This window comes from Ferdinandcohnia sp. FSL W7-1320, assembly GCF_038050315.1.
GTDB lineage: Bacteria > Bacillota > Bacilli > Bacillales > Bacillaceae_L > Ferdinandcohnia > Ferdinandcohnia aciditolerans.
On record NZ_JBBPAM010000002.1, the window covers coordinates 1 to 26,134 of the forward strand.

Sequence of the window (26,134 nt, forward strand, 5' to 3'; positions counted from 1 at the left end):
ACCACATTGAGCTTAAAAGGATTTAAACTAACAGAAGAAAAGGTCCTCAAATTGAAGCCGATTATCGAAAAGATATTATCTCGTAAATACGGTAAGGAAGTAAATTTTGTGGAGTTATCAATAGGAAATATTAAGATTGATTCTAAAAGCAACTCAGAAAAAATGAACTGAGCAAACTAGCCTAGCCTTTCAAGTGGTTAGGCTTTTTTCAAAAATAAAGGTTTGGATAAAAAATTACGTAATTTATGTTAAGTATCGAATTTGAGATTAATGTCTATATTACTGCAAATAGGGAAAAGTTGTTCTTATCGAAACCTATTTAGTTTACATAACATCGACTTGAACAACCCAATTTGTAAGAATTTCGAGTTTTTTCGATATTTTGCTCAGCGTTCGGCTACAGCCTCTTTAGTTTGAACGGACTCTTTTATTTGTTCTTGGATCCAGGCATCAATTGTTTCGTGGTTAAATAATATCCGTCTGCGAACTCGGAAATGAGGAATCTGTTTCTGACGGACCATTGTATAAATCATATCTTTGTGAACACCTATGTATTCAGCAACCTCTTCGGTTGTTAAAGTATTTCGTTGCAAATGAATCACCTCCAGTTTAATTAGCCAGGGTTAATTCATTCCTTCCCCATTTTCTTCAGAGGTATAAGCATTAATTAGAATTTGATTAACTTCAACCCCGTAAAAATCAGCAAGTTTTTCGATAACCTTTTTCTTAGGGAAACGCTCATCATTTTCATATCTGCTAAGAGAATTAACGCTTATTCCAATATTTCGCGCGACTTCTAATTGAGTAAGATTCTTCTTAAATCGCAACATTCTAAGACTCTGCCCTATAGTAAAAAACATGATGGTTTGCCCTTTCCATTTTCTGAACTTTATTTTATTAGTATCAAAGTCAGGTATTAAAGTAAATAACGTCTTTCATCTCTTCCAAGGGAATTTATAACTACTAGTTGTCATATCTTCTAATAACAAATTTGGTAGGAGATGAGTTAATTTGCAACTAACTTTTAAAGAAAAATTACCTAATTTAGTAAGTGGAATTATAAACAAGATCTCAATGGATGTTGATTATGAGATTAAAGAAGTCGGAAATGACATCGAGATTTTTGGGAAGTTTATCGTTATAAGAGAAATAAAGAATGAAAATAGGATAACAGAAATTAAGGACTGTATCCCTATAGAAATAACGATTGCAAAGAAATATCTGATTAAAAAAACAAAAGAGGTCTCTCTTCGCTTAGAAGGATTTCACTTTGAATTTGAAGAGGATATTACTGTTATATCGGGTGAAATAGAACTATCTAATGTCGAAGAGACGGAAGATAAATACGAGGAATTCGAATTTATTATAGAGGAGACAATCAATTCATGAATTAAATCGGGATGGATTATCCACCGATTCTTTGGAATGGGTCAATTCTTTTTTAGTTTTTAGTCCTAAAAGCTGTTAGATGCCCCTGTAGGCGTTTTTTATGACTGATAATATAAAACCGCTAGACTAATTCAAAAAACGTCATATCAACAAAGGTGGAAGTAGGTGGAGTGGGTTTAATACTTTCCTTGTAACTGTTTATTCCGACATTAAATAATCACATTTCTGTCACAGTATGGGAAAGGTTTAACCTTCTACTTATAGAATTTTTGTAAGTAGGGGGATGATAAAATGATAGCCAATACTGAAATTAAGGAACTAACTGCAATTCAGGAAATTAAATCAATGGTAAATTTGACAGTAGCTGAGATGGCAAATGGTGAAATTGATGTATTTGTGCTACCGAAACAGGGGGGCATCAAGGGATAAGATTCACGAAAGCAGGTAATAAAGACGATATTGTAGCTGAAGCATTAAAGGAATTTGAAGATGAAAATAATGTGAAATTAACATGAAATAAGTCCTATCTCTTAATCGAGGTAGGGCTTTGTTTTATTAATATTTTATTTGTAGGTTCAAGTCTTATCCAACAATATGAGAATATTCCTAGGGTGCTGGATAAATGGAATAACCTAAAGGAATGGGAACGAAACTGGGAGCAACAACTTGAAGAGGAAAAGAACGGTCCAGACCACGAATATAAACAGCATAATATCGAGTTATTAACGGAACAATTAAAGTCCATCAGGAAGGCCGTAAAAGAGATTGGGAAATGGATTTAAAATATGCAGGATTTTATGCGGAAAATGAGCACTATGGAAAACTGCTGGGTCCTCTCAAACCTTGTGATCATGAAAATTATTGAAATAGAGTATTGCAACCCTAAAAATTTTGTCTGTTTATAAATTAACAACCCACCTCATCTGGTAGGTTGTTAGTAAGATATATTAGTAACCAAAATTGTTATATTTTCTTTAGACGTTCATAAAAAATCTTTTTCTTTTTCTCAAATTCTTCATTTGCTTCCAAAGTATTTTCTTTTTGATTCGGTTCATTAATATCTAAAGCTAAAAAAAGATCTGCTTTTAAGGCATTAAATAATATACTTGCCTCATCAAAGTTTATATCCAATACATTTTGTATAATTTCTATAGACTTTTCTTGAATCAACCAATTTGGAAGAGGTTCTATTGACTTACGAAAGTAAGAAATGAGCTGTATTAATATCGATTGCTCATCTGAACTTACCGAGACTTGTTTAAAAGCTTCTGTAGTCGATTTCAATACTGTTGTTATGTACCCAATTGGATTATCAATATCTTTTCTTGCAGTCATTTTTTGCATTAGTTCTAGTACGTTTTCCTGGCCATATTTTTCCCAATTCCTAATTAAATCATCAGAAATTGATATTCCTAACTTTAATGCAAGTTTTTTCATCTGATTACTAAAGGACTCTTCAATTTTAGTATCCTCCAGGTTACCCTCGAACAACGATAGTTGCTTATCGATATTGTTATTTTTCTTCTTAGACGAAATTATAACAAATTTTATTTTCTCCACTCGACGACCAATTTTAATCTCTTCTATCTCAAAAGAAATATCGGTTTTTTTATTTAATTCTTTTTGTGCCGGAATTAAAACGCGTTGTTTAAAATTTCCGTAAGCTGGATATATATCTACTGCACCTACCATCTTCCTTAGTTCTAATAACGGCAATGTTCGTTCCCGGATCTTCTCGTACTGTTTCAAGAGTTCATATAAACGAATAGCATAGGTACTTTTTAGTTTAACGACATTTTCTAATTTATAACTTGTAAATTCCTTTTTTAAATGTAGTAAATATGGTCTTAAAAAAGGGTCAAAACGGATATCAATGGTCCCTTCTGTCTCGTTGTATGCTACAAAACTTAGCCAGGCTACCTGTATCACCTTTTTATCTATACGGACTTCAAAAACCTTTTGCATTAGTTCTTTAGTAATTTGTCTTAATTCCGTATATTTTGGATTACCTTTAAGACCTAAAAGTTTATTAAACTCCTTTATTGATAAAGTATAAGTCTTAAAGTCTGAATCTGTTGGTTGGATATTACTTGCTAAACACAAAATGATTTTTTGCTCAACGACACCCAACTTATAGTTTGCCTCTATTAGCATATTCGATTTTGTTACTAAATTATTTGGACTTGCCTCAACCATTTTTGTATCTATCATGTTATATCCCCTTCCCTAGTTCAATTATGACAAAAACTTAAGTATAACAAAAGTATTTTTTTGTTACACAAGACTCATTTATCTAAAAACCATTTTTGTTATGGTTGATAAACCAAATTTGTTATAGTTAAGACCATTTTCGTTATCGTTCAACCAAATTTGTTATAGTTAAGACCATTTTTGTTATGGTTGATAAACCAAATTTGTTATAATTAAAACCATTTTCGTTTTGTTTAGAACCAAATTTGTTATAGTTAAGACCATTTTTGTTATATATATGATTGTCGAAATAGCATGAATCCTAGTTTTATTCATGTCGAAAACAATAAAACAATAAAAACATTTAAAATATAATAAGTAAAACAACAAAACAAGATTATTATGTGTAACATAAATTGATATATTATTTAAATCAATCACTACTAACACAAGTTAAAAGGATCTAAAGATGTGTAAATGAATATGATATATATCGATATTCAACATTTCCCAACATAGTTTATGCTATGTAGAAAAGTAATTGCAGTCCGTTTTAGTTGTAAAACATGGGAGATAGGTACTAATAAATGCAGTAGTTTATCTTCAATCAATAAACGTTGGAAGAAAAGAAGAAATAAACATTTATAGTAGGAGTAATTTTATGAATTTTCGAAAACAGTTGGAAAAAGTCATTGATACCAAAGGATTGACTGATGACACGACACGCGCACGGAATAAAGTTACATGATACAAAATACGAAAAAAACGAGAAAATGATAAGTTTTGATAAGGTTAGTGAAAAAAAGTTGATAAAAAAGTACAAAGTTTAATATAAGAGTTCATGTAGAGAAAAAGGTAAATTACTTCAACTTTCCTCCACTTCTCAACTATTTTGTATTAAATTGGACATAAGGAGAGGGTTTATAAAACGAGGAGGTTGTGGCACTGAAAAAACAGGTTGTAGACATGGAGAAGGAACATACGATTGAGAGGTTAGATGGCTTCATCCAGGATACGGACGAAATTTATAAAGATATTGAGAAGCTTGAAAGTATTAAAAATGCAGAGGAAAAAAGAGTTGCAATAAGTGAAATAAAAGAAAAATATAGATCCTTAAAAGACAATTTAACATCGGACTTAAAAGACTTAGGAAAATATGAAACCGTCGGTATCGCTTCACGTTTTTACTTGCCAGCATTATGTGATATGCTGCATAACTCAGTACTTTTACCAGTAAACCAGGTAGCCTTAAAAAATATTAGTAAATTACATAGTTCTTTGTACGATATCCGGGACTATGCGAACTATTGGAAACACCAATTAGAAGGATTTAAAGTTGAGTAATTATTGTATATCAATGTATATGATATTCAATATTTCTCAACATAGTTAATATTAAGTTGAATTACAAAATATAAAAAACCCCATTACGATGAGGTTTTAGAGATAAGTATACTTAAGGTCATATGCATTATTTTATACATTGCTGATTTATCAACGTTTTGCGTGCAAATAAAAATTTATTTCCTGAATTTTTACGTATAAAATCGTGCTAAATTTTGAGGGTGAAACGGTCCCATCACCCCACATATTTTTTATAAACAATTGCTGCGGTGATTATTGGGGCTAGTGTCCAGACAATATCAGATGCTATTGATAATATGTCAGATGGATTTCCGATCATTTGAGAGACTCCCTTCGTGCTTTTATAAAGCTAATACGAATTAAGGTAAATATAAGTTTCATCTAGTCTCTCGGTTAACTATATAGAACATTAGCCCTATACTTTTCGAAGATGGGGCCTTTTTAATTTGAAATTTTAAAAGCCCTCACGCGATGGTGGGGGCTCACACTATTTGTTAACTTATTTTATTCCTTTGTTCGACTTGATAATTGTGTAGCGCTATGTTTAATCTTTTGATGTCATTTACAGATAAATCAACAAACTCTACACCATATGAAACTAACTTTCCTTTAATATGGTCTTCTCTTCTGATGATTTTGCCTTTCAAATCGAATTCTTCACCTTGGAAAGTAAAGTTTATTTTCATTAAAATATTGTATTTAACGGGAAATTCATAAGAAGAATGAAATTTTAGTCTGGTATGTCAACACTAAACTAGACACTTTTTTTAGGGTGTATCTTTTTAAATTCAATGGGACTTAGATAGTCAAGGGTTCCATGAATTCTTTCATTGTTAAACCATCCCACATAATCACTTAATTTACTGTGTAGATCTTCCAAGCTTTCAAATGTTTGCCCCTTACAGAATTCTGTTTTAATTATCTTAAACGTGGCTTCAGCTACTGCGTTGTCATAAGGACAGCCTTTTAAGCTTAATGAACGCTGTATTTCGAATGTGTCCAATGCCTCGTCAATTACTTTGTTTTTGAATTCACTTCCACGGTCTGTGTGGAACATACGAATCTTTCGTAAATCACCTTTAATCGTTGATAAAGCTCGATACACAAGCTGGGCATCTTTATTTGGACCTGGACTAAATCCAATGATTTCCCTATTGAAAAGGTCGACAAATAAACATATATAATGCCACGAATTTTGGACCCTTACATATGTCAAATCGCTCACTACAACAGCTAGGGGAGTATCCTGGTTAAATTCCCTGTTTAATTCATTTTTTACCGCTGACTCATTAGGCTTTTCAACATGTGGTTTAAACTGGGCAACGGTGTATTTAGATACAAGTCCATTTTCGTTCATGATACGGCTTATACGTCTTCTAGATACCTGTAAACCTAGTTTTTTTAACTCATGTTTAATCTTACGAGTTCCATAATTCTGACGGCTTTTATGAAATATCTCAGTAATAGTAATGGTCAATTCATCATCCTTGTTATCTCTAGCTTTTGCTTCATAATAATAGGTACTTCTTTGGATTTGTAGGACCTTACACATTGCTGATACAGGGTACTTGTGGGCATTTTGCCTAATCACATTTACCTTCGTCCGATTATCAGCGCTGCTTGCTTTAAAATATCGTTTTCCATTTGTAATCGCTTATTTTCTTTTCGTAGTTCAATTAGTTCATTTTCTTCTATTGAACGATTGTCTTTTTCTTTGAATGAACCCGTTCCTTGGCTTTGGATAATCCATCTATCCAAGGCAGAAGCAGTTAATTCATATTCCTTTACAATGTCTTTTCTTGACTTACCACTTTCATATAACTTCACCATTTGTGCCTTGAATTCATCAGTAAATGTACGTCTTGATCCCATATTATCAGTCTCCTTAACTGGTACGTAGCAGACTACGAGCGAAGTGTAAGTATCCGTAACTTGACATGGAGCCTCTGTGGGTATGCTTGATCCAGCCAGGCAACCAGCTCTCAAAGGGATCGCTGGCTTGCCAAGCAGGCTAGCATACCCACCCCTCCTTATAAAGTTACTAGTATCACTCTTTCCCGTTCTTATAGTTGATATACTTAATTCTCTATCAGTCTGCTAGCCCTTAATTTTTTTGTCCAGCTAAGTGTAACCTATCCACAGAAGGCACTTGAAGCAAAGGCAAACTCAATTCTTTACCGGTTAGAAGAGTTTTTAGGTAATGAAGCAACATTTAACATCTTTGCACAAGACCCTCATCCAGAATTAGACTTTGAAAGGTGGATGAAGGAAGGCAAAGTAATTATCTTAAGAATACCGAATCGGAAGTTAGGACCAATACCGACAAGAACGCTAGCACATTGGATAACGCTCAAAGTGTTTATGACAAAGTTACTCATGGATCCAAACGAATCTAAAACTTTTATCGTATTTAATGAACCTCATCAGTATTTGACTGAAGGCTTAAAAAACTTAATGCAAAGGATTTTATTAGAAGGACCTAAATGGAGATTAGCGGGGCTTTTTGCTTTCCACCACTTCAAACTACTAAAACATGGTTTAGACGATGATATTCGTGCTGCAGGAATCAACTGGTTCCTATTTGCCAATGATAACAAAAAGGTATATGAGGATTTAGCAGAACAATTAAAACCGACATTCGATGTTGAAACAGCAATGCAGACAGAGGCTTATCATGCGATTGTCATAACAAGATTTAACGGAAAAAGACAAAGCCCATTCTTAATGAAAGCTCTAGCTCCACCATCCCAACGCTATCCGGAATACGATAATTCGTTTTTAACCAAAAGGCATGCAAGACAATATGGCCGCCATTGGAGGGAAATTGAAAAGATTATCGCACAAAAAGAAGATATGAACTTTGGAACTTAATGAAAAAGTTTAGTGAAACATGCATATTTTCTATGTGGGGGAGCATATGCTTTATTGCAAAGCGCAGCTTGCAAAAAGCGTCTGTGGGGAAATACTGCTCTCTTCTAAAAAGAGAGTATTTTTTATTTCCTTGCGACCTATTTCCGAAATAAGTCTTAACTTGAAACTATATAGAATAAACACTTAAATGCTCCCATAGATTTTTATAAACCAAAAGTACAGGGGGTTATAGGGTGGTATGGAATAAAATTGATAAGATAAAAAAGGAACAAGAGAGAGAAAAATGGCACAGAGAATGGAATATGTTAGAGAAGTTTTTACAAACGTTCTTTTCACTATATCCGGTTGAAACGATAAAAGATCGTCTAATCAAAAGTGCTGAGAATAAATACGGTTTAGATGAATTTAGAACAGAGTACAGAACTAGTGATGCACAATTGGATAAGGAGAAAGATGAATTTATTAAAATAACATATGAAGACGATAAACCAATTATCAATTTGTCTGTCGAATGCTTATTCTGCCTTCATAATAATAAAGAATACCTTTCTACAACGCCTACTTACAAAAGAATAAAAAAAGCAATGAAACGAGATTTCGATATTAAAACAGATGGTAGAACGGAATATGGGGATTTCACATTAAGCTTTTATAAGGTTTATAGGTATTAGTAGCACTCTCTTTTAGAGGGTGTTTTTTTTGTGTGGTGGTGGTTTTCATTTCTTATCAAAACAGTTAAAATATAAGACAATGAAGAAAAGAAGAAAACAACGTTGGAAGATTGGAGGTTTAGATATGGCAATTACTATCACAATGGGAATTCAAAAAGGTGGATGTGGTAAATCAACAACAACTGGGATTCTTGCGCATTTACTAAGCAGAGACGGTTATAAGGTGCTAGCGATTGATATGGACTCACAAGGTAATTTAACTGAATTACTGGCTGAAAAACCTTCTAATGATTTTCTAGGTAAATCTGTACTAGAAGCAATGCAACATAACAACGTAAGAGAATACATATATCCGATAAATGAAAAGTTAGACTTGCTCGCAGCAAATAACTTTCTTGCTACATTCCCTAGATGGATCTATACAGGTAAAACGTATCAAGGAGAGAGTATTCCCTTTAAAGGAAGTCCAAGTTTAATATTGGACAAAACCCTAGAACAAGTCAGTGACGAATATGATTTCATTGTAATAGATACACCACCTTCATTGAGTGAACAAACGACTAATGCATTATGCTCCAGCGATTACGTTATAGTGATGTTTGAATGTTCAAATTGGTGTTATTCTGCAGTACCTAATTTCATGGATACAGTAGAAGGAGCTCGTGAGTTTGGAGAAAAAGGTGTAGAAGTTTTAGGGATCTTAAGAACAATGAATGATGTACGTAGAAGTGACGCAAAAGCATTTAATGAATTAATTGCAGAAGATTATCCAGAAGAAGTATTTGATACGATCATTACAAGGAGAGCTCCTACAGGTCGCTTAGCGTTGTATGGATTTAATAAAAATGCGGAAATAAGACAAGCATTAGAACAATACGAAGATTTTTATAAGGAGTTGTTGAGCCGTGTCGAAAGTAAATGATATTAAAAATAAAATGCGTAGTCAAAAAACAATAAGTCCAACTTTTGCATTAAACGAAGAAGTAGGGAATGAAGAAAACAAAGAAGAAATAAACGTTCCAAGAAAAGAAGAAAAGAAGATAGAGAGAAAGCGCGTGTCATTCGATTTACGCACCGATCTGCACAAGGAATTAAAGATGCAGTCCTTATTACAAGAGAGAAATATCTATATATTGATAGAAGAGGCATTAGAGAAATATCTAGACGAATTAAAGTAAAATTCGAAGGAATTTACGAAAAAACGTAGCTATTTCGTGAAAATGTAACTGTGCGTTACGAAAAACCATGATTTTCCCTTGTATATTATCGCCGATTTGGCTATAATAAGTTTGAGGATGAGATTATATCCGGTGTAGACGGGTGGCTCTACACTCCCGCGTAGGGGACGATAAAGATACTACGATATATCCAGTACGGGGATTCCTTCCTGGTACCGACCACCTTATTTTTTAAAAATTTAACAAATAATGTCGAATTTAAAGTATAATTGACCTTGGGCTTGTTTCCAGGGTCAATTTTTCGTTTTAGGGGAAATTAAGAAATGTTATCAGTTACAGATTTACTTACGATACAGAAAAAACCAAATATAAAAGACGTTTCCCTTCAACTATTCCAAGAGTTTTACAAGGAACATTTATGTGGAAGAGTTTTTCATTTTGAATTAGATGATACCGATAGACCATCGATTAAACTGCGTTTCAAAGAAGAAAACCTGTGTCACTTATTAGGGATTCAATACATAGTGGCTAAGCTTAAAAATAAACATGAGTATGCTGGTAAAACAGGTTATCAAAAGCTAGAAAATGGAACGCTCACTTTTGACTTTTTGAAAGCTACAGATAGGACATGGTTCAAATCAAAAAGAAATCGAATGCTGTATTTTCCATTTGTACATCAAATTGTTCAAAACCCAACAGTAATTGTCTTTTCAAATGACGGTTTAAACACAAATCTTGATGTTGATATTATTCTCTATAACCATTTAGATAATACATATTTGCATTTGGGATTGGATAAAGATCCAGATTCAGATTACTATTATCCAAAGAGTTTTTACGACCGCAAGAAAGATGACCATATATCAGGAAGAGTGCAGCTACCTGTTAAACATATTAATATAGAGATTGATTAGGCTCCCATTTCGGGAGTCTTTTTTTATTTTATAGTAATTTTTTATGATTTTTATAATTCAACATAAGATAAATTATGTTGAATTATGAATTCCTAAAATCCTATTAAAATGAAGTCTTGGGATTGTGCTAGTCAGTTTTTGAAAAAACATTATTTAATAAAAAAACAACATTGGAAGAAAAGAAGAAAACAACGTTGGAGGATTGGAGTCGTGACTGCCACCAGTAAAAGCTTCCTTTCCGTCGACCGTGACAATCTTACAATGATCCCGATAATTCCAATTAGATAAAATCCAGGGAAAGCGTAAAGGAAATATTGTCCGGCATTCTATCCCTGCTTCCACCATCTGAAGGATTTTTTTCGCGGGAATTTTTTACTCCCCCAACCATCTCTAATAAAACGAACCCGAACTCCATTTACTGCTTTTTCAATCAGCAGTTCTGTGATGCGATTACCTATTTGGTCATTCCGATAGATGTAATATTCCAGATCAATGGTTTTTTGGGCTTTTTGTAGGGATTCGATGAGTTGTTCATATTTTGCTATTCCATTGTTTAGTACGTGGACTTTGCCGACTCGAAGCCCGCCTACAGTAAAATACCTTAAAGCATCGGCGATTATCGATGCTGAATCAGTATATGTATCAGGTAATTTATCAGACTCATTATGAGAAGAGGTCAATCTTTTCCGATGAATAATCTTGGGATTTGATGTGCTAAGATATAGCCAGAAACCAATGATAGGCAAAACAAGGACGATTATTATCCAATTCAAAGCCTTGGCAGGACGACGAACTTCCCAAATAGCTATGAATAACATAAAGAACGTATTTAACAGGTATAGATAAAAAATCCACTCCAACTAAAATTCCCTCCTTAGTTTTTCCATTATCATGTACAAACAATGTACACCATGTAGAAGTTTTATAACAACGAAAAGCAACGGTTTCAAAAAGGGATTATTGCCTTTTGCTTTGGGCATCTTCCAATCCATTCTTTACATTAATTAAGCCACTACCAAATTCGTGATCAGTTCCAGGGATTCCTAAATCATAAGTAGAATTCTTAATAATGTCTATTACTTCTTGGTTCGTTAAATTAGGGTTTACTGAAAGCAAAAGACCTGCTAGTCCTGCTACATGTGGTGAAGCCATAGAAGTACCTGAAAGGGCAGCATACTGCTGGTTAAAATAGGTGCTCGGAATTTGAACTCCGGGAGCTGCAACATCGATATAATCTCCATAATTTGAGAAAGGGGCACGTTGTCCGGTGTAACTTACGGCGGCGACACTTAGAACCTTAGAAAAAGCAGCTGGATAGCTCGGCTGCATAGTATTTTCATTTCCTGCTGCAGCAATCAAGACAACATTTTTACTGTATGCATAATCGATTGCCCCTTTTAAAAGGGAAGAATGCTGATAATTGCCTAAACTCATATTAATGACATCGGCTCCATGATCCACTGCCCAAAAAATCCCTTTTGCTATATCAAAGGTCGTCCCATGCCCTTCGGCACCCATTGCTTTTATAGGCATAATTTTGTTATACCAAGTGATGCCTGCAACACCTTCATGGTTGTTTGTTTCTGATGCAATGATTCCTGCTACATGGGTGCCATGCCCGTTGTCATCATCAGGGAAATTATTATTCAACAGTACATTATAACCATTTGTAATTCGTCTTCTCAAATCAGGATGGTCCAGATCAACGCCAGTGTCTATAACAGCAATAATGATATGTTCATCCCCTTTGGTGATATCCCAGCCTGCTTCTGCTTGAATTGCCGATAAGTTCCATTGGTATTGTTCTCTATATAGCAAATCATTAGGAAGTCCAATTTGATTTTGCAGATAAAGATAATTGGGTTCAGCAAATTCAACCATAGCCTGTCTGTTAAAATATTCAATAAGTTCCTTGGTCGAAAGCGTATTAGAACGAAATACAATCGTAGAATTTAGCTTTTTAATGATAGTGCCATTTATCTCCTGTGTTATCCTTTTTATTTCCTTTGTTGAGGGAAGAGTCTTGAATGTAACGTTTACTTCTTTCTTAATATAATGACTCTCAGTTTTTTCATTGTGTTTAATTAGAAAAACGGAAGGATCATTTTTTAATTGATTCTTGATGGTTTGACCCATGGAAAGGCTGTTTATTTGAAGAACATTTTTTTCGTTTTCAACATTTTGGACATTGGTTATAGGGGGATTAAATTTGTTTTTGACAGCAACTGTTTTATTTTCGGGATTCTCTTTGTTTCTTGTATTTGGTACTATGAATAATAACCCTATGGATAGAAGAATAAGTACGGAAACAGTAACCAATAAGGACTTTCGTAATTTTGTCATGAGACACCTCTATAAATTTGTTATTAGAAAATGCTGCAATATTAGTATTAAATTTCTTATTAACATCCTTGAATCTTGATACATAAAGAACACCGTTTGAGAACAAACGGTGTATAAACTTATTCATCAATAGTATCTGGATCTGTTGCGTCTTCAGGATCTTCAATTGATTCTTCTGTATCAGGGGTGACATTATGTTCATCAATAGTATCTGGATCTGTTGCATCGATCGGATCTTCAATTGGTTCTTCTGTATCAGGGGTGACATTATGTTGATCAATAGTATCTGAATCTGTTGCGTCGATAGGATCTTCAATTGGTTCCTCTGTCCCTGGAGTTACATCCTCCGGTGGTGGATTATTATCGTCATCTCCATTATTACACCCTAATAACAAGAAAATTGAAAGAAAAACCGTTGATAAAAGTTTCATCCACTTAAGATTCATCTTACCGCCGCCCTTTCGAATGTTGTAAATTCTAAATTATTTTCTAGGTTGGTTAACAACTAACCAACCTTTTGTCTCGCATAACTATTGTTGTTTTACCTAGAGTTTATTCTTCTTGAACACGTGTTCTTTTATTGTATTACATTACCTCTATATGGATCTTGACTTTGCATGTAGTTAGAAAATTGCTGAACCGATTGTTGAATAGTTTGTGGAGTTTCTTTTTCCAAACCGTACCATCCGTTTTTAAACATTAAGTTATATAGATTGCGGTGACAGTCTTCTGTTTCTTGGGAAACAGACGCTATTGTACGATACAACGATTCATGGCTAGCTTCTTTTAATGCAGTCGAGTATGAGGAAGATATATATTTTTCCGTAGTTAAGGCATCGTTTAGAAAATCTCTATCGTTCATTTGCGGCGTCTTAGGGACTGGTGTTTCAGGATTTTTAATCCTGTTTGGAGTATTATTTTCCACTATAGTTTCCTCCTTATTGATTCATATTTTGTGAAGGTTGAGTTACATACTGTTGCATCTGTTGAAGCAGCTGTTGATAGTGTCGATCATGCATTTGTCCAGCTTGTTCAAGTGCTGCTCTTACTTCGGGATTTTGACATTGTTGAGCGAAAAAATGCATTTTCTTCATCGCAAGTAAATTCCAGCTTAACATATCGTTTACATAGAGATGATCCTTTGTTGACATTATTTCAGGCGGTTGTGTCATTAAAGCTTGTGCTTGTTGATTATTCATACCCGTCTGCATTTGTTGCATGATGTTTCCTCCTTGTTAACAATGTTGTAATCACTTTAGGTAGATTGCCACACAGCGGTCAAAAATATGCAGGTATTTTAGACTAGTTTTAAAGCCCCCCCACCTCTAGATAGCATTAAATACTCCCCACCTATACGCAGGTGGGGAGTATTTGTGGCTAAACTAAATATTAATTTATCCTATTCCAGACCCTGTTTAAATCTAAGGGGACATAGACTTTATCACCATGAATTTCCTTATGTATGATAGGATTGGTAAAACTTTGATCCAAATAATTTTCAATTATTTTCTTATGTCTAGCTCGTGGTTTTGTTCCTAAAATATTTTCAGTATAGTCCTTGTACATTACTAATGTATACCTCGCTTTTTTCACCATTTTCTTGTTTATTGAAAAAATATTAATGAGACAAACAAATTGTAAAATACTCCATTGACAAGTCCTTCACTGTGTTTGAAAAGGAATTCCCTGCAATGTAACAATTTCCAAGACACATAGTAACTACGAATAAATTTTCTGTATTTTAATCCGTTTATTAATAACTTAATTGTCCATTTTCACTATCCTCCTCTCATCGCTTTTTCTTACATGTGTATCTTTTCCAAAAGCAGTGGAAAATTACATAATCTAAATTTTTAAATATTTAAAGTCTGATAAAATTCAATGAATAAAAATCTTTTTATACTGCAATCTAATAAAGGTCAAAATAAAATATAGGAGGTGTTATTCATGACAGTCATCAGTGACGTTAAAACAGCTTTAGCCGGATTAAAAAGCGCTCAAGCTAGCTTTGAAACATTTGCTCTTAGTACAGATAATGAACAAGCAAAGCAACTTTATCAAGATGCTGCTACCCAAACCCAATCTGTTATTGATAATGTTGAACCACGTGTTCAACAAATCGAACAAGAAGAACCTCAATACAAACAACAATAATGAGTATGGCGAAAAGGTTGGTTGAGAGGCCAACCTTTTTTTAGCATCCCAATACTGGTAATACATGGAGGTGATTTCATGAAAGTGAAAATGTTATTTTTCATTTTAATCCTTATCGGAATGGGTTCAGGGTGTAACGGAAACGATAATCAGGTAGGTGAGAAAAATCATTCGAGTATTTCACAAATACATACAAGTAAACCAATTGAACAATCTGTTTCTAATCATGCTAAAGAAAAGATTATTACCAAGGAAGAAATTTCGGATGTAAAGGCAGTAAATACAAATAAGGAGCTTTTAGTAGCGGTAAAAGTCGAAAATTTCAACCGTTTCCGTTTAAAAAATATCGAGAAGTCAGTAAAATCTGACTTGGAAGGAATGTATCCAGATTATAAAGTATTTGTGTCTAGTGATAAAAAAATGTTCTGGGAGCTTGAAAAAATCGAACAAAAGTTACAACAACATGATACGAATAAGAAGAACCTGAAAAAGGATTTGAACAAACTGAAAAGTCTTATGAAAGAACAAACCTAAGAGGAAGGGTAGAGTTATGTCTAACAATCAAAAGAAAAAACTCACTCCTGTACAACAGGAATACCAAAAGTTGCAAAAACAACGAGAAATCAAAAGACCTGTTGTTCAAAATTGCATAAAGGCCTTTTTAACCGGTGGCCTTATTTGTCTGATTGGTCAGTTTATTACAGACTTTTACATTTATTATTTTGATTTTACTGAGCAAACGGCAGGAAATCCGACGGTAGGTACGTTGATTTTTATTACGATGCTTCTCACTGGTTTTGGTGTATATGATCGAATGGCCCAATTCGGAGGTGCTGGAACAGCTGTACCCGTAACAGGATTTGGAAATGCGGTGATATCACCTGCCATTGAGCACCGATCAGAAGGATTTGTTCTAGGCGTAGGCGGTAATATATTTAAATTGGCGGGGGCGGTAATTTTATTTGGTGTTTTTTCTGCTTTTGTCATTGCGCTCATTAAAACCATTTTAATCAAGTGGGGTGGTTTATAATGCTTACGGGTTATCGGACTTGGATTTTTGAACAAAAGCCTGTCATTATCTCCACTGGAACCGTTGGTGGACCATTTGAAGCCAATGGTGCTATCCCAGATGATTTCGATACTCTTCATGCTGATTTATGGCTTGGGCAGGATTCCTATGAGAAAGCACATAAAATCCTTTTTGAAGAGGCTTGCCAAAAAGCCATGGAAAAAGGGGGCATACAAAAGGATCAAGTTCAATTTATCCTAGCTGGGGACTTAATCAATCAAATCACCCCAACAAGTTTCGCTAGCAGAACGATTGGAGCGCCTTATTTTGGCTTATTCGGTGCTTGCTCTACCTCGATGGAAGGACTGGCTCTAGGTGCTTATATTGTAAATACAAAAGGAGCGAAATATTTGTTAACAGGAGCTTCCAGTCATGATACAGCTGTTGAAAAACAATTTCGGTATCCAACTGAGTATGGTGGACAAAAGCCACCTACGGCACAATGGACGGTTACTGGTGCAGGCGCAGCCCTATTAAGTGATTCTGGGGAAGGACCTCATGTCACATCTGCCACAATTGGTCGTGTAATCGATATGGGATTGACAGATCCATTTAACATGGGAGGAGCTATGGCGCCAGCTGCGGTTGATACCATTGAAGCCCATTTAAAGGAACGAAATGTTGAGCCATCTTATTACGATTTAATTGTAACCGGTGACCTTGGGCAAATCGGACAGGAAGTGTCCATGGATCTATTTAAAAAGCATGGAACTCCTATTAGTGAAGAACAATACCAAGATTGTGGCCTTATGATTTATCGGGAAGGACAACCCGTTCTTGCAGGGGCAAGCGGTGCAGGCTGTTCAGCAACGGTAGTTTATGGGCATTTATTAAACCGCATGAAAAAAGGTGAATTTAAACGAATGTTAGTTGTGGCTACAGGTGCTTTGCTTTCACCGTTGTCCTTTCAGCAAAATGAAACGATTCCTTGTATTGCACATGCGGTATCGATTGAATATGGAGGTAAACAATAAGATGACCTATTTTTGGGCATTTGCAGTAGGTGGTTTGATTTGTGTGATTGGACAGATAATGTTTGATGTTTTCAAACTTACACCGGGACATACCTTAAGTACCCTAGTAGTAGTGGGGGCCATTTTAGATGGGTTTGGTTTATATGAACCGTTGATTGATTTTGCTGGGGCAGGGGCCACCGTTCCGATTACAAGTTTTGGAAATTCGCTTGTTCATGGTGCGATGCAGGAAGCAGAAAAACATGGGTTAGTTGGTGTACTGACAGGAATGTTTGAAGTAACTAGTTCCGGTATTTCAGCTGCCATTGTTTTCGGCATGCTAGGAGCTTTACTTTTTAAACCAAAAGGATAAGGAGAATCTAGGATGACAGTAGGATCAGATGTCAAACAATGTTTTGTCAGTTTAAAAGGAGTAGAAGCAAGTCTGTCAATTTTAGCATTACGGACTCTTGATGATGAATCGAAGCGAACTTTGCATGAGGCTATGATGGTCGTACATGAAGTAACAAAAGATTTAAAAAAAAGAGTAGGAGAACTAGAAGGAGAGGAATTTCAGTACAAAGGTTTCTAGAAAACTATATTTACAGGGGGTGTAAGAGGTGCCTGAATGGTTAGATATAGCTGTACGCTCAGCATTATTTGTTGCTGTTTTATTTTTAATTACAAAATGGTTAGGGAAAAAGCAAATTTCCGAACTATCTTTCTTTGAATATGTCACAGGTATTTCAATTGGAAGTATTGGTGCAGAAGTAGCTATGGGACTTGAACGGAATATTTTTCACGGAGTCATTGGAATTGTCATCTTTGCTGCTATCCCCTTTTTCGCTGGTTTAATTTCCTTAAAAAGCAAAGGTTTTCGTAATTTTATAGAAGGGAAAGCAACTGTATTTATCAAAGATGGAAAAATCATGGAAGATAATTTAAAAAAAGAAAGATACACGATAGATGAATTATTAGCATTACTTCGTAAGAAGGATGTTTATCAAGTAGCTGATGTCGAATTCGCTGTATTAGAGGCAACAGGAGATTTATCCGTCATGTTAAAAAAGGAGAACCAACCTTTAACAGCAAAAGCCTTAAACTTATCCGTCCCTTCCATCAAAGAGCCTCAAACTGTCATTATGGATGGTGTTATCATGGATGAACCACTAGCTACAATTGGAAGAAGTCGTGCATGGTTACATACAGAGTTAGATAAATTAGGGGTTACGGTAGAAAATGTTTTTCTTGGACAAGTTAATTCCTATGGAGAGTTAACAGTTGACCTGTTTGACGATCAATTACAAGTCGCATCTCCTCAAGAAAGACCTTTAATTCTTTCGACCATGAAAAAGTGCCAAGCAGACTTAGAGCTGTTTGCTCTTGGAACCGAATCAAAAGAAGCTAAGCAAATGTATAGTAAAAATAGTGAAAAACTACAAGAAGCTATTGATAAAGTGATGCCTATTTTAAAAGGATAATGGTTTATTTCGCTATCTTGGATGATCTTAAGACACATAACAAAAAAGTAGTACCATTTTTTTATATAATATCATTAAGTCGAATCTTGAAAATAAAATCTTTGGAAAAATATTTTTTTTAAATTGATTAGAGGGTGCTTAAAATATTAAAACATTACTGGTTAACTTTCTCTGTTAATTTTTGTCTGTATAGTCAAAGAGATGAACATCCTTAGTCTGACTTCAGACTAAGGTGATTTTTCCTAAGAGGTGTTAGAAGTGTCTATTTTTTTAGTTAAATTAATTTTTATATATATTGTTTTTATTGTAGCCATAAAAATTTTAGGGAAATCAGCCCTAGCGCAACTTACCCCTCACGATTTTGGAGCGATTCTTTTTTTATCTTATTTAGCATTTGGGTCCATTAAAGTAAATGGAGTAACAAAGGGGATTATTGGAATCATTGTTATAACGGGCGTTCACTTAGTTATATCAAAATTAAGTTTATTAAATTGGTTAAACCCTTTTATTATGGGAAAACCGACTATTTTAGTTAAACATGGAAAAATTGTATATAAAAATTTAAGGAAAAATAGATATCCTTTATCTGAGCTGTTGTCAAGTTTAAGAACAGCAAGATATCCAGATATTCAAGATATTGAATATGCGATTTTGGAAGCAACAGGTGAAATCAGCATTTTACCAAGGAAAGAATTAGTTCCTGTTACTCCAAAGGATTTACATATGAAAGTAGAATACCATGGATTCCCAATAGCTGTTGTAATTGAAGGGAAAGTTCAGAAGCGTAATTTAAAATTAATCAACAAGAATGAAGAGTGGCTTAAGCAAGAACTAAAGGCAAAGGGATATCATCAAATTAAAGATATATTTTACGCTTCTGTTAGAGATACCGACCATTCACTAAACATTAACACATTTGATATTAGCGACTAATCTTAAAACGATTTCCCCTCCCTATATTAATCCTAGAATGGCAGAGATTTGTCCCCAGTTTAAGAGTTGTTGTGATGTACTGTACAAATCATTTGCCGCCTCCGTAAACGAGGAACCTTCGCCTTTGCCCACCCAAACCGGGGGCTGCTCCGCTTTTTGCTGTCCCTCCAGCTTGGCCACCTGTCGAGAAATCAAGCAATTGCACATACAAGGTGTATTGGCCATCGACATAGTCTATTCCAACAGCCGTAGCATAGTTCATGTTTTGCACTTCATATCTGCTCCAGCAACCGGTAAGGGTGAGAAGAAGGAAAAGTGCAACCATACTTTTATATCTCCTCATTTATGCCTGTCCCCTTGCCTTGTAGAATCTCGTGTCTTCAATATGTCCGGTCGAGTGTTTCGCCATGGCCAAGGTAATCGAAACAAAGCGTTGGCCAAGTCTTTAAATGGAGGTGATATTGGGGCCAAGTAAGGCAAGCCGCATGAACGCAACGAGGCTAAATGGCTGAGCACAATAAATAATCCAAGAAAGAAGCCATAAATGCCAAGCGTGGCAGACAGAATGAAAAGAAAAAAGCGTAAGGTACTAATCGTTCCAGCCAATGATAGGCTCGATAAAGTTGAACCAAAGATTTGTGTAATTGCTCCGATGACAACGATACCTGGGGATAAGAATCCAGCACGAATGGCGGCATCCCCCAGGATAAGTCCTCCTACAACCGTTACCGTGGAGCCGACCGCAGAAGGCAATCAGATACCAGCTTCCCGCAGGATTTCTAAGAAGAGAAGTGCAATAAACATTTCAACTGCCACATCAAAAGGGATTCCCAACCGGTTAATCCCCAAAGTGGCAAGTGATAATAGGGCAGCTGATCTTGATGATAGGAAAGAATGGCAACAAAAAATGCAGGAAGCAGTAGCGATACGGACAAGCCAAGTAAACGAAGCGTTTGACCAAATGTAGCTGCCAAAGCAGTAAAGTGGATATCTACGGGTGCTTTCACAAGCAAAAATAAATTGGCAGGCGCAATCAACGCAGCCGGTGTACCATCCACAAGTTCACGGTAAAGTCTGCTCTGCCTGTATACCCCATCAATTTATGAAATTGATTCGGGTATATGTATATATAGAAAGTTTTTCTTCAGCCGTTAAATTTAAAAACGCTAGGAAATTTTTTCAACTAAATATTCTGCTACAAATGATGTAAATACTCTAGAAGGAAGTCGTGATACCTATTCGTTAGTAGGGAAAGAGCAGAAGTATCAAAATCGTATTTATGTTATCGCCTAGTGTAAAATAAAGGGAGTAAACTGGGAATGCACCTATATTGCAAAAAAACATATATTATAATTGAATAAATTTAAGTTCTATCTGCAAAAACTGCCTCACCTCGGGTAGTTTTTTTGTATCATTAATAGACATTTTCCTTTAAACAGGGTTACTTGACCTACAAGGGCTAGGGTTATTAGTTATCGTTTTTTTGCGCTTATGTTGCGTCTACTTGCACTTCAGAAGTTATATTCAGTGAAGTAAAAGTTGTCTATAATGCTAACGTTTTTGGCATATACATAGAACACGTCCATTTAGACAGGAGAGTTCTTAATAAATGCCATATTTTATGAAAGCAGTTGCTATTCTTGTAGGCAGCATGTCAATAGCTTTGGGAATAAATACTTTTTTAATACCAAACAAAGTTTTAGATGGCGGAATTATTGGCCTAGGTTTAATTATTAGTTATTTATTAAATACAAACGCCGGGTTCACGATAATGGTATTGAGCATCCCCATTTTTGCTCTAGCTTGGTTTAAGTATCGTTCATATTTTTTTAATAGTTTGCACGGTATGCTTTTATCATCATTTTTTATTGACCTTTTTCATAACGTTAATCAAGTTCCTATAAAATTTTCACCAATTCTTAGTTCATTTACAGGTGGTGTATTCATTGGTTTTGGCATTGGTCTTATGCTTCGCTTCGAGACAAGCACAGGTGGAACAGATTTACTAGCCCAGTACTTTTCTGAATTCATTAAAATTAATGTTGGGATCATCATTCTCATTATGGATGTTTTTGTTATTTGTCTTGGGGGTTTATTCGTTTCAACAGAAACTTTCTTTCTTTCGGCTATAACTATTTCATCTGGTGGAATAACTACAAGCCTTTGCACTTGGAATTTTAAAAGCAATGATTATTGACCAAGTAATTCCAATTAATAACAATTAGGCAACTGTCTAGTCATTGGACAATCGCGGAGCATATGATGAAATTGTTAATATCAAATAGGTAAAAATCATTAACAAGGATGCTTTAATAAAAGGTTTGTGTCATTTTGAATAATTTACTTTTGATAAGTCTATTATCAATTACCGGAGGCCACTTACCTTTTCATAACCAGAAGCATTAACGAAATTTACCTATTTGTACTTTTAAACATGTCGATTGTTTTTTGAATATTATGGATGAAAATTATGGTCGGGAGATGAAGAGGAATGGAAGAAGTAGAAGAAATACAATATCGTGAAGAGTTGCTGGAATGGTGTGATAACATTTATTTGCATTGGGAAAGAATGAAACCAAGGTTTTCAAAATTATTTGATTTGAAGACCTTAGAGGAATGGGAAGAGTCATGTCGTGGGTTGAAAGAAAAATTACAGATAGATACAGAAGCTGATCTTGATGAATATCACACAGCAAAAAACTTATATGAACAGTGGGAAATGTTGTATGGAGAATCAATAAGTGGTAAAGAAGACGTTAATTCCGATGTGAGGGAAGGTGTGGAGTTGTCCACTCAATCTGATCGCGAAATCGAATTGTCGGATCGGGAAAGTGATAAAGAGGACGAACTTATACAGGTGACAATTAATTTGGAAATACCGAGACAGGATTTAAGGAAAATTTTATTAGACTATAAAATGGAAGTCTAGCCATCCCAAATAGAGAGGGGTCAATGGCCTATTTGTAATTCGTATAGAGAAAACGCCAAACCCTAAGTTCAAGGTGTTGGCGTTTGTTCATTTTTTACTCTTTATAAATAGTTATTTACACAACACTATTATTAAATTCCAAGTATCAAAAACCAGACAAGCAAGATCTCAATCTTCCAGAAAGTCCAGTAGACGTCCCAACATCGTTAATTATAGATGGGGAAATTTTATGGGATAATTTACATGAACTCGGATTTGATCAACAGTGGTTAGATAACCAATTAACTACTAATGGATATAATAATGTAAAGCGTATACTCTATGCAGATTGGCGAGAGAGTGAAGGCATACATGTAAGTCCTAAATAAAATTTGTTAGGATAAGAGCACATCAATTTTCTTGATGAATATAAACTTTAGTCTTCAACAATCAAGCGCTTTAATGAAGTAACTAAAGCCTAATTTTTCACTTATAACACCGAGAAATTAGACTTTTTATATTTTGATATCCTTAACGTTGTAAATCCGCATTTTCCTGACGCTACCCCATTATAGAATAATCCATATATCAAAATTTGATATATGGACAGGGGATTCAAAATTTTAACCTTTTTAATTAACATATGTTAACCTGGTTAACCATTAAATAAATATCATCCAGATGGTTAACTTTTACTTTTACTTTCATCAAGTTTTTCTTGTTTTAACTGCTCAACTTTTTCCTCATATTCTTTACGCATAGTGTTCATTTCTTCATACATTTGTTTTATTTTTTCGTTGTATTCCTCATTTGACTTCAACAACCTTTGCTGGTACTCTCTTTCAACCTCTAATATTGCTTTATCTTTTTCATAATCCTTTTTCTCGGTCAGACGTTCCAACTCGATATTGGGTGTTTTTGCCCATCCCCTCGAAAAGGTGGATTAAGGGATCTCCCTAAAAACAAATCCCCGTTAAAAGGCGCTTCCTTATGCAAGAATAGCGCCATTTAATGGAATAACTAAATTCTGACCTCTTCCATAAAATTACTTAATAAACTAACGCACCCCGATAGCGAGTATTTGGGTTGGGAGAAAATCGTATTAAACTGAGGGAGTTTAAGGTTTAAGTATTATCCTCCACAATTTAATTTTTAAAAATGTCAATTAGCTTTTTTATCGCACTAACTACTACTTCTGGTTCATCATTTTGTATAAAATGAGCACTGTTTTCAGCAATCACCAATTCACCATCTGAGGATATTTCAAGAATCTCTCTCTGCATGTCATTCCATAACTCTTGTGATTCCTTTGAATAATGAGCTTTCTTACCAGCTGAAAGAACAATTAATGGGACATTTAATTTAAGTCTGGTTTCTTTTAATTGCTTTAGACTTTCCATAAATTCATCATAATTGCCTTCATAAACAAATTGCTTGTTGTATGCTTGTTGAAAATCTTGTGACATCGTTGGGAGAAATCTTTCTCTGTAATCTTCAGGCGTAGAGTCAACTAAGACAAGTCCGCAAACTTCATTATGATATTCAGTTGCATATATCCGCATATTAACTCCACCAAATGAGTGACCAACTAATATGTACGGAGGTTTAATATTGGCTTCAATAAGAAGTTCCTTCAATTCTTTTACCATCTCACGGCTGGTTCTGGGGTTTGAACTTGTTTCACTTTTCCCAAGTCCTGCTCTATCATAAATTAGAACATTAGAGAGCATTGAAATATCCCCAATTACTGAATCCCAAGCCTTGGAAAAGTCTCCATATCCAGCGTCCATTATTATTGTTGGTTTTCCATTATTTTCCCCTATCAATTTAGCATATAGTTTACAATCACTTATTTGCACAAACATTTCTTTAGCCATTTAGTCCATTCCTCTCTTTTAGCCAACTATCATTAGTTAAAATTTAACAATTTTATGACATTCCTTCTTAATGTGTTTAAACTATCAAATGGTTGATTCTTGATTGTCAATGTCACTTTGATATTCAAGAATATCCCCAGGTTGACAGTCCAATGCCTTACAAATAGCTTCTAAAGTTGATAATCGAATCGCTTTAGCCTTTCCATTTTTCAAAATAGAAAGGTTAGCCATTGTGATTCCAACTCTTTCAGATAGTTCTGTTACACTCATTTTTCTTTTAGCTAACATCACATCGATATTGATTATAATTGCCACTGTTTCACCTCAGACCGTAAAATCATTTTCTGATTTTATATCTAAAACGTTTTTTAATAATTTCTGAAGAACCGCAGTGAAGACTGCAATAACAACAGAAGTAAAAATAATTGTTAATCCGATAATTGCTATTCCTGGGTGTAAGGCGTTTTGAGACATAAGAACGATGGTCCCTATCAAATATAAGATACTGATTGTAATTGCACAGTATTTTATATATTTCAAAACCTTTACAGACAATTCCGAAAAAGCATTGTTATTTTCAATGTAGTTTAAAAGTTTTAAAGCTTGATACAGAGCAAGGAAAAATGGTATCACAGTTACATACAAACCGATTAATACAGGATATTGCAAAAAAGCAAACTCCGGAAACATTTCTGCCGTATCATTTGCTAACCAAGGCAACCAAAATATACACAAGGCGAGTACCGTAATCCCAATAAGAAAAACAGCTATCTTTAAAAAAACAGTTGTTCCTCGTTTCATAAAAATGCACCTCACTTATTTATCGTTAATTTAAGTTTAATACAATATTTATCGTTTTACAATAAATCATTATCCATATGCAATATATTATTGTTTTTTTAAAACAACCCCTTTTATTCTTATTTTTAGACTAAAATAAAAAGCATTCATCATTATAAAATACTTCACAATCCTTAGCTATTTAATTTATCTCTTGTTCAACTAAATGGTCCGTACGTGGAGCAAAAATTCCACACTCAATTCTTTGGGTTCTTTTTTGTTTATAAAGGTGTACTTTTAAAACCTGTCTAATAAAGGGTGGTTCTTGCGTTTATAAATCTATGAAAATCTTTTTATAAACGTTTACTAAAATCGTCATACCTTTAGAAACTAAATATAGTAAAATAGTAGAAGAAAATATATCTTCTGGAGGAAGTTCATTGTGAAGATCGGTTATGTTCGCGTTTCATCTACAGATCAGAATGAAGAACGTCAAATCAAAAAAATGTTAGCTTTAGGCATCGAAGAGCGAATGATCTTTGTTGATAAACAAAGTGGAAAAGACTTTAATCGCCCCAGCTACCAGACGATGAAGCGTATCCTGCGGAAAGGGGATCTCCTTTATCTGGATGCCCTAGATCGATTGGGGAGGGATTACGAAGGGATTATCTATGAATGGAAACACATTACAAGGAACATTCAAGCAGATATTGTCGTGTTGGAAAACGAAACGTTATTTGATAGTCGTAAATATAGAGAGATGGGAGATATCGGAAAGTTAATGGAAGATCAGTTTCTAAGCCTTCTCTCTTATGTGGCCGAACAAGAACGAAAAAAAATCAAACAGCGCCAAGCCGAAGGCATAGCGCTCGCCAAATCTCAAGGTAGACATTTGGGACGACCAAAGCTTAATTTACGGACCCTTTCCCATGAACAGCGCCAATTATTAGATTCTCACTATCCGAAGTGGAAAAATAAAGAGATCACGGGCGTTGAGTTCATGTGTTTACTTGGGTTGAAAAAGAACTAATTTTATAAAGTAGTCAGGGAATTTGAGA

36 protein-coding genes and 1 pseudogene are annotated in these 26,134 nt (G+C 34.7%); 21 read left to right on the forward strand and 16 right to left on the reverse strand.

Annotated features, from left to right (window positions below):
* Positions 1-386: 386 nt before the first annotated feature.
* A complete protein-coding gene (locus NST91_RS25870; RefSeq protein WP_116354745.1) occupies positions 387-593 on the reverse strand; it encodes a helix-turn-helix domain-containing protein in 207 nt (68 codons plus the stop codon).
* Positions 594-623: 30 nt separating this feature from the next.
* Positions 624-860, reverse strand: a complete 237-nt coding sequence (locus tag NST91_RS25875; RefSeq protein ID WP_341333605.1) for a helix-turn-helix domain-containing protein — start codon at positions 858-860, stop codon at positions 624-626.
* Between the two features lie 151 nt (positions 861-1,011).
* Between NST91_RS25875 and NST91_RS25880 the strand changes: the two genes are divergently transcribed.
* The 3 genes from NST91_RS25880 (at position 1,012) to NST91_RS25890 (ending at position 2,171) form a co-directional block, all read left to right on the forward strand.
* On the forward strand, positions 1,012-1,389 hold the full coding sequence (locus NST91_RS25880; RefSeq protein ID WP_116354743.1) for a hypothetical protein: 378 nt from the start codon (positions 1,012-1,014) through the stop codon (positions 1,387-1,389).
* 291 nt (positions 1,390-1,680) lie between these two features.
* Positions 1,681-1,818, forward strand: a complete 138-nt coding sequence (locus tag NST91_RS25885) for a hypothetical protein (protein ID WP_189655353.1) — start codon at positions 1,681-1,683, stop codon at positions 1,816-1,818.
* A gap of 182 nt (positions 1,819-2,000) precedes the next feature.
* The gene (locus tag NST91_RS25890; RefSeq protein ID WP_189655352.1) at positions 2,001-2,171 is read left to right on the forward strand and encodes a hypothetical protein; all 171 of its coding nucleotides are present in this window, start codon (positions 2,001-2,003) and stop codon (positions 2,169-2,171) included.
* 181 nt (positions 2,172-2,352) lie between these two features.
* Here the strand turns inward: NST91_RS25890 and NST91_RS25895 are convergent, their stop codons facing one another.
* A complete protein-coding gene (locus NST91_RS25895; protein ID WP_116354742.1) occupies positions 2,353-3,600 on the reverse strand; it encodes a replication initiation protein in 1,248 nt (415 codons plus the stop codon).
* A gap of 918 nt (positions 3,601-4,518) precedes the next feature.
* Here NST91_RS25895 and NST91_RS25900 point away from each other — a divergent pair.
* A complete protein-coding gene (locus NST91_RS25900; protein WP_116354741.1) occupies positions 4,519-4,923 on the forward strand; it encodes a hypothetical protein in 405 nt (134 codons plus the stop codon).
* A 775-nt stretch (positions 4,924-5,698) separates the two neighbouring features.
* On the opposite strand, the gene NST91_RS25905 is transcribed toward NST91_RS25900, so the two are convergent.
* A protein-coding gene (locus NST91_RS25905) for an IS3 family transposase (protein ID WP_116354739.1) occupies positions 5,699-6,816 on the reverse strand; the annotation gives its coding sequence in 2 pieces (ribosomal slippage) (positions 5,699-6,573 and positions 6,573-6,816; 1,119 coding nt in all).
* 390 nt (positions 6,817-7,206) lie between these two features.
* Here NST91_RS25905 and NST91_RS25910 point away from each other — a divergent pair.
* From NST91_RS25910 to NST91_RS25930, 5 genes are all read left to right on the forward strand, one after another.
* Positions 7,207-7,815, forward strand: coding sequence for a hypothetical protein (locus NST91_RS25910; protein WP_116354738.1), 609 nt, complete (start codon positions 7,207-7,209; stop codon positions 7,813-7,815).
* A gap of 233 nt (positions 7,816-8,048) precedes the next feature.
* On the forward strand, positions 8,049-8,486 hold the full coding sequence (locus NST91_RS25915) for a hypothetical protein (RefSeq protein ID WP_116354737.1): 438 nt from the start codon (positions 8,049-8,051) through the stop codon (positions 8,484-8,486).
* Positions 8,487-8,610: 124 nt separating this feature from the next.
* Positions 8,611-9,408, forward strand: a complete 798-nt coding sequence (locus NST91_RS25920; RefSeq protein ID WP_116354747.1) for a ParA family protein — start codon at positions 8,611-8,613, stop codon at positions 9,406-9,408.
* A complete protein-coding gene (locus NST91_RS25925; RefSeq protein WP_116354736.1) occupies positions 9,392-9,664 on the forward strand; it encodes a hypothetical protein in 273 nt (90 codons plus the stop codon). Before NST91_RS25920 ends, NST91_RS25925 begins: the two co-directional genes overlap by 17 nt.
* Positions 9,665-9,987: 323 nt before the next feature.
* Entirely contained in the window at positions 9,988-10,578 is a 591-nt protein-coding gene (locus tag NST91_RS25930; RefSeq protein WP_116354735.1) for a PBECR4 domain-containing protein, read from the forward strand.
* A 216-nt stretch (positions 10,579-10,794) separates the two neighbouring features.
* Here NST91_RS25930 and NST91_RS25935 read toward each other — a convergent pair.
* From NST91_RS25935 to NST91_RS25955, 5 genes and pseudogenes are all read right to left on the reverse strand, one after another.
* A pseudogene (locus NST91_RS25935) lies at positions 10,795-11,438 on the reverse strand (phospholipase D-like domain-containing protein); the annotation flags it as partial.
* Positions 11,439-11,535: 97 nt separating this feature from the next.
* A complete protein-coding gene (locus NST91_RS25940) occupies positions 11,536-12,921 on the reverse strand; it encodes a S8 family peptidase (protein ID WP_116354734.1) in 1,386 nt (461 codons plus the stop codon).
* 119 nt (positions 12,922-13,040) lie between these two features.
* Positions 13,041-13,367: a hypothetical protein gene (locus NST91_RS25945; protein WP_009336493.1), complete on the reverse strand. Its 327-nt coding sequence runs from the start codon at positions 13,365-13,367 to the stop codon at positions 13,041-13,043.
* Positions 13,368-13,498: 131 nt separating this feature from the next.
* Entirely contained in the window at positions 13,499-13,846 is a 348-nt protein-coding gene (locus NST91_RS25950; RefSeq protein WP_174752363.1) for a spore coat protein, read from the reverse strand.
* 13 nt (positions 13,847-13,859) lie between these two features.
* A complete protein-coding gene (locus NST91_RS25955) occupies positions 13,860-14,132 on the reverse strand; it encodes a hypothetical protein (protein ID WP_034298115.1) in 273 nt (90 codons plus the stop codon).
* Between the two features lie 736 nt (positions 14,133-14,868).
* On the opposite strand from NST91_RS25955, the gene NST91_RS25960 reads away from it, so the two are divergent.
* From NST91_RS25960 to NST91_RS25995, 8 genes are all read left to right on the forward strand, one after another.
* Complete coding sequence (locus tag NST91_RS25960) at positions 14,869-15,075, forward strand: DUF1657 domain-containing protein (RefSeq protein ID WP_066229922.1); 207 nt, start codon at positions 14,869-14,871, stop codon at positions 15,073-15,075.
* A 78-nt stretch (positions 15,076-15,153) separates the two neighbouring features.
* On the forward strand, positions 15,154-15,609 hold the full coding sequence (locus NST91_RS25965; RefSeq protein WP_116354733.1) for a YhcN/YlaJ family sporulation lipoprotein: 456 nt from the start codon (positions 15,154-15,156) through the stop codon (positions 15,607-15,609).
* Between the two features lie 16 nt (positions 15,610-15,625).
* The gene (spoVAC, locus tag NST91_RS25970) at positions 15,626-16,105 is read left to right on the forward strand and encodes a stage V sporulation protein AC (protein WP_116354732.1); all 480 of its coding nucleotides are present in this window, start codon (positions 15,626-15,628) and stop codon (positions 16,103-16,105) included.
* Positions 16,105-17,118 (forward strand): stage V sporulation protein AD, encoded by a 1,014-nt coding sequence (gene spoVAD, locus NST91_RS25975; RefSeq protein WP_116354731.1) that lies wholly within the window; start codon positions 16,105-16,107, stop codon positions 17,116-17,118. The genes spoVAC and spoVAD overlap by 1 nt, the downstream gene beginning before the upstream one ends.
* 1 nt (position 17,119) lies before the next feature.
* On the forward strand, positions 17,120-17,470 hold the full coding sequence (spoVAE, locus tag NST91_RS25980; protein WP_116354730.1) for a stage V sporulation protein AE: 351 nt from the start codon (positions 17,120-17,122) through the stop codon (positions 17,468-17,470).
* A gap of 12 nt (positions 17,471-17,482) precedes the next feature.
* Entirely contained in the window at positions 17,483-17,689 is a 207-nt protein-coding gene (locus tag NST91_RS25985; protein WP_116354729.1) for a DUF1657 domain-containing protein, read from the forward strand.
* Between the two features lie 28 nt (positions 17,690-17,717).
* Positions 17,718-18,578, forward strand: a complete 861-nt coding sequence (locus NST91_RS25990; RefSeq protein WP_116354728.1) for a DUF421 domain-containing protein — start codon at positions 17,718-17,720, stop codon at positions 18,576-18,578.
* Between the two features lie 258 nt (positions 18,579-18,836).
* Entirely contained in the window at positions 18,837-19,511 is a 675-nt protein-coding gene (locus NST91_RS25995) for a DUF421 domain-containing protein (protein WP_116354727.1), read from the forward strand.
* Between the two features lie 88 nt (positions 19,512-19,599).
* On the opposite strand, the gene NST91_RS26000 is transcribed toward NST91_RS25995, so the two are convergent.
* From NST91_RS26000 to NST91_RS26010, 3 genes are all read right to left on the reverse strand, one after another.
* Complete coding sequence (locus NST91_RS26000; protein ID WP_242634654.1) at positions 19,600-19,773, reverse strand: hypothetical protein; 174 nt, start codon at positions 19,771-19,773, stop codon at positions 19,600-19,602.
* A gap of 77 nt (positions 19,774-19,850) precedes the next feature.
* Positions 19,851-20,264, reverse strand: coding sequence for a spore germination protein (locus NST91_RS26005; protein ID WP_262983996.1), 414 nt, complete (start codon positions 20,262-20,264; stop codon positions 19,851-19,853).
* Between the two features lie 26 nt (positions 20,265-20,290).
* Positions 20,291-20,569, reverse strand: coding sequence for a spore germination protein (locus tag NST91_RS26010; RefSeq protein WP_341333606.1), 279 nt, complete (start codon positions 20,567-20,569; stop codon positions 20,291-20,293).
* Positions 20,570-21,120: 551 nt separating this feature from the next.
* Between NST91_RS26010 and NST91_RS26015 the strand changes: the two genes are divergently transcribed.
* The 3 genes from NST91_RS26015 (at position 21,121) to NST91_RS26025 (ending at position 22,808) form a co-directional block, all read left to right on the forward strand.
* A complete protein-coding gene (locus tag NST91_RS26015; RefSeq protein ID WP_116354726.1) occupies positions 21,121-21,708 on the forward strand; it encodes a YitT family protein in 588 nt (195 codons plus the stop codon).
* A gap of 294 nt (positions 21,709-22,002) precedes the next feature.
* A complete protein-coding gene (locus NST91_RS26020) occupies positions 22,003-22,440 on the forward strand; it encodes a hypothetical protein (RefSeq protein WP_031538346.1) in 438 nt (145 codons plus the stop codon).
* A 113-nt stretch (positions 22,441-22,553) separates the two neighbouring features.
* Positions 22,554-22,808, forward strand: a complete 255-nt coding sequence (locus NST91_RS26025) for a YetF domain-containing protein (RefSeq protein ID WP_223254541.1) — start codon at positions 22,554-22,556, stop codon at positions 22,806-22,808.
* 296 nt (positions 22,809-23,104) lie between these two features.
* Here NST91_RS26025 and NST91_RS26030 read toward each other — a convergent pair whose 3' ends face one another.
* From NST91_RS26030 to NST91_RS26045, 4 genes are all read right to left on the reverse strand, one after another.
* A complete protein-coding gene (locus tag NST91_RS26030) occupies positions 23,105-23,320 on the reverse strand; it encodes a hypothetical protein (RefSeq protein WP_116354725.1) in 216 nt (71 codons plus the stop codon).
* A gap of 244 nt (positions 23,321-23,564) precedes the next feature.
* Entirely contained in the window at positions 23,565-24,296 is a 732-nt protein-coding gene (locus NST91_RS26035; RefSeq protein ID WP_001040756.1) for an alpha/beta fold hydrolase, read from the reverse strand.
* A gap of 84 nt (positions 24,297-24,380) precedes the next feature.
* Entirely contained in the window at positions 24,381-24,611 is a 231-nt protein-coding gene (locus NST91_RS26040) for a helix-turn-helix domain-containing protein (RefSeq protein WP_000974627.1), read from the reverse strand.
* A gap of 9 nt (positions 24,612-24,620) precedes the next feature.
* A complete protein-coding gene (locus NST91_RS26045) occupies positions 24,621-25,097 on the reverse strand; it encodes a DUF2975 domain-containing protein (protein WP_000820334.1) in 477 nt (158 codons plus the stop codon).
* Positions 25,098-25,518: 421 nt separating this feature from the next.
* On the opposite strand from NST91_RS26045, the gene NST91_RS26050 reads away from it, so the two are divergent.
* Entirely contained in the window at positions 25,519-26,106 is a 588-nt protein-coding gene (locus NST91_RS26050) for a recombinase family protein (RefSeq protein ID WP_341330240.1), read from the forward strand.
* Positions 26,107-26,134 lie beyond the last annotated feature (28 nt).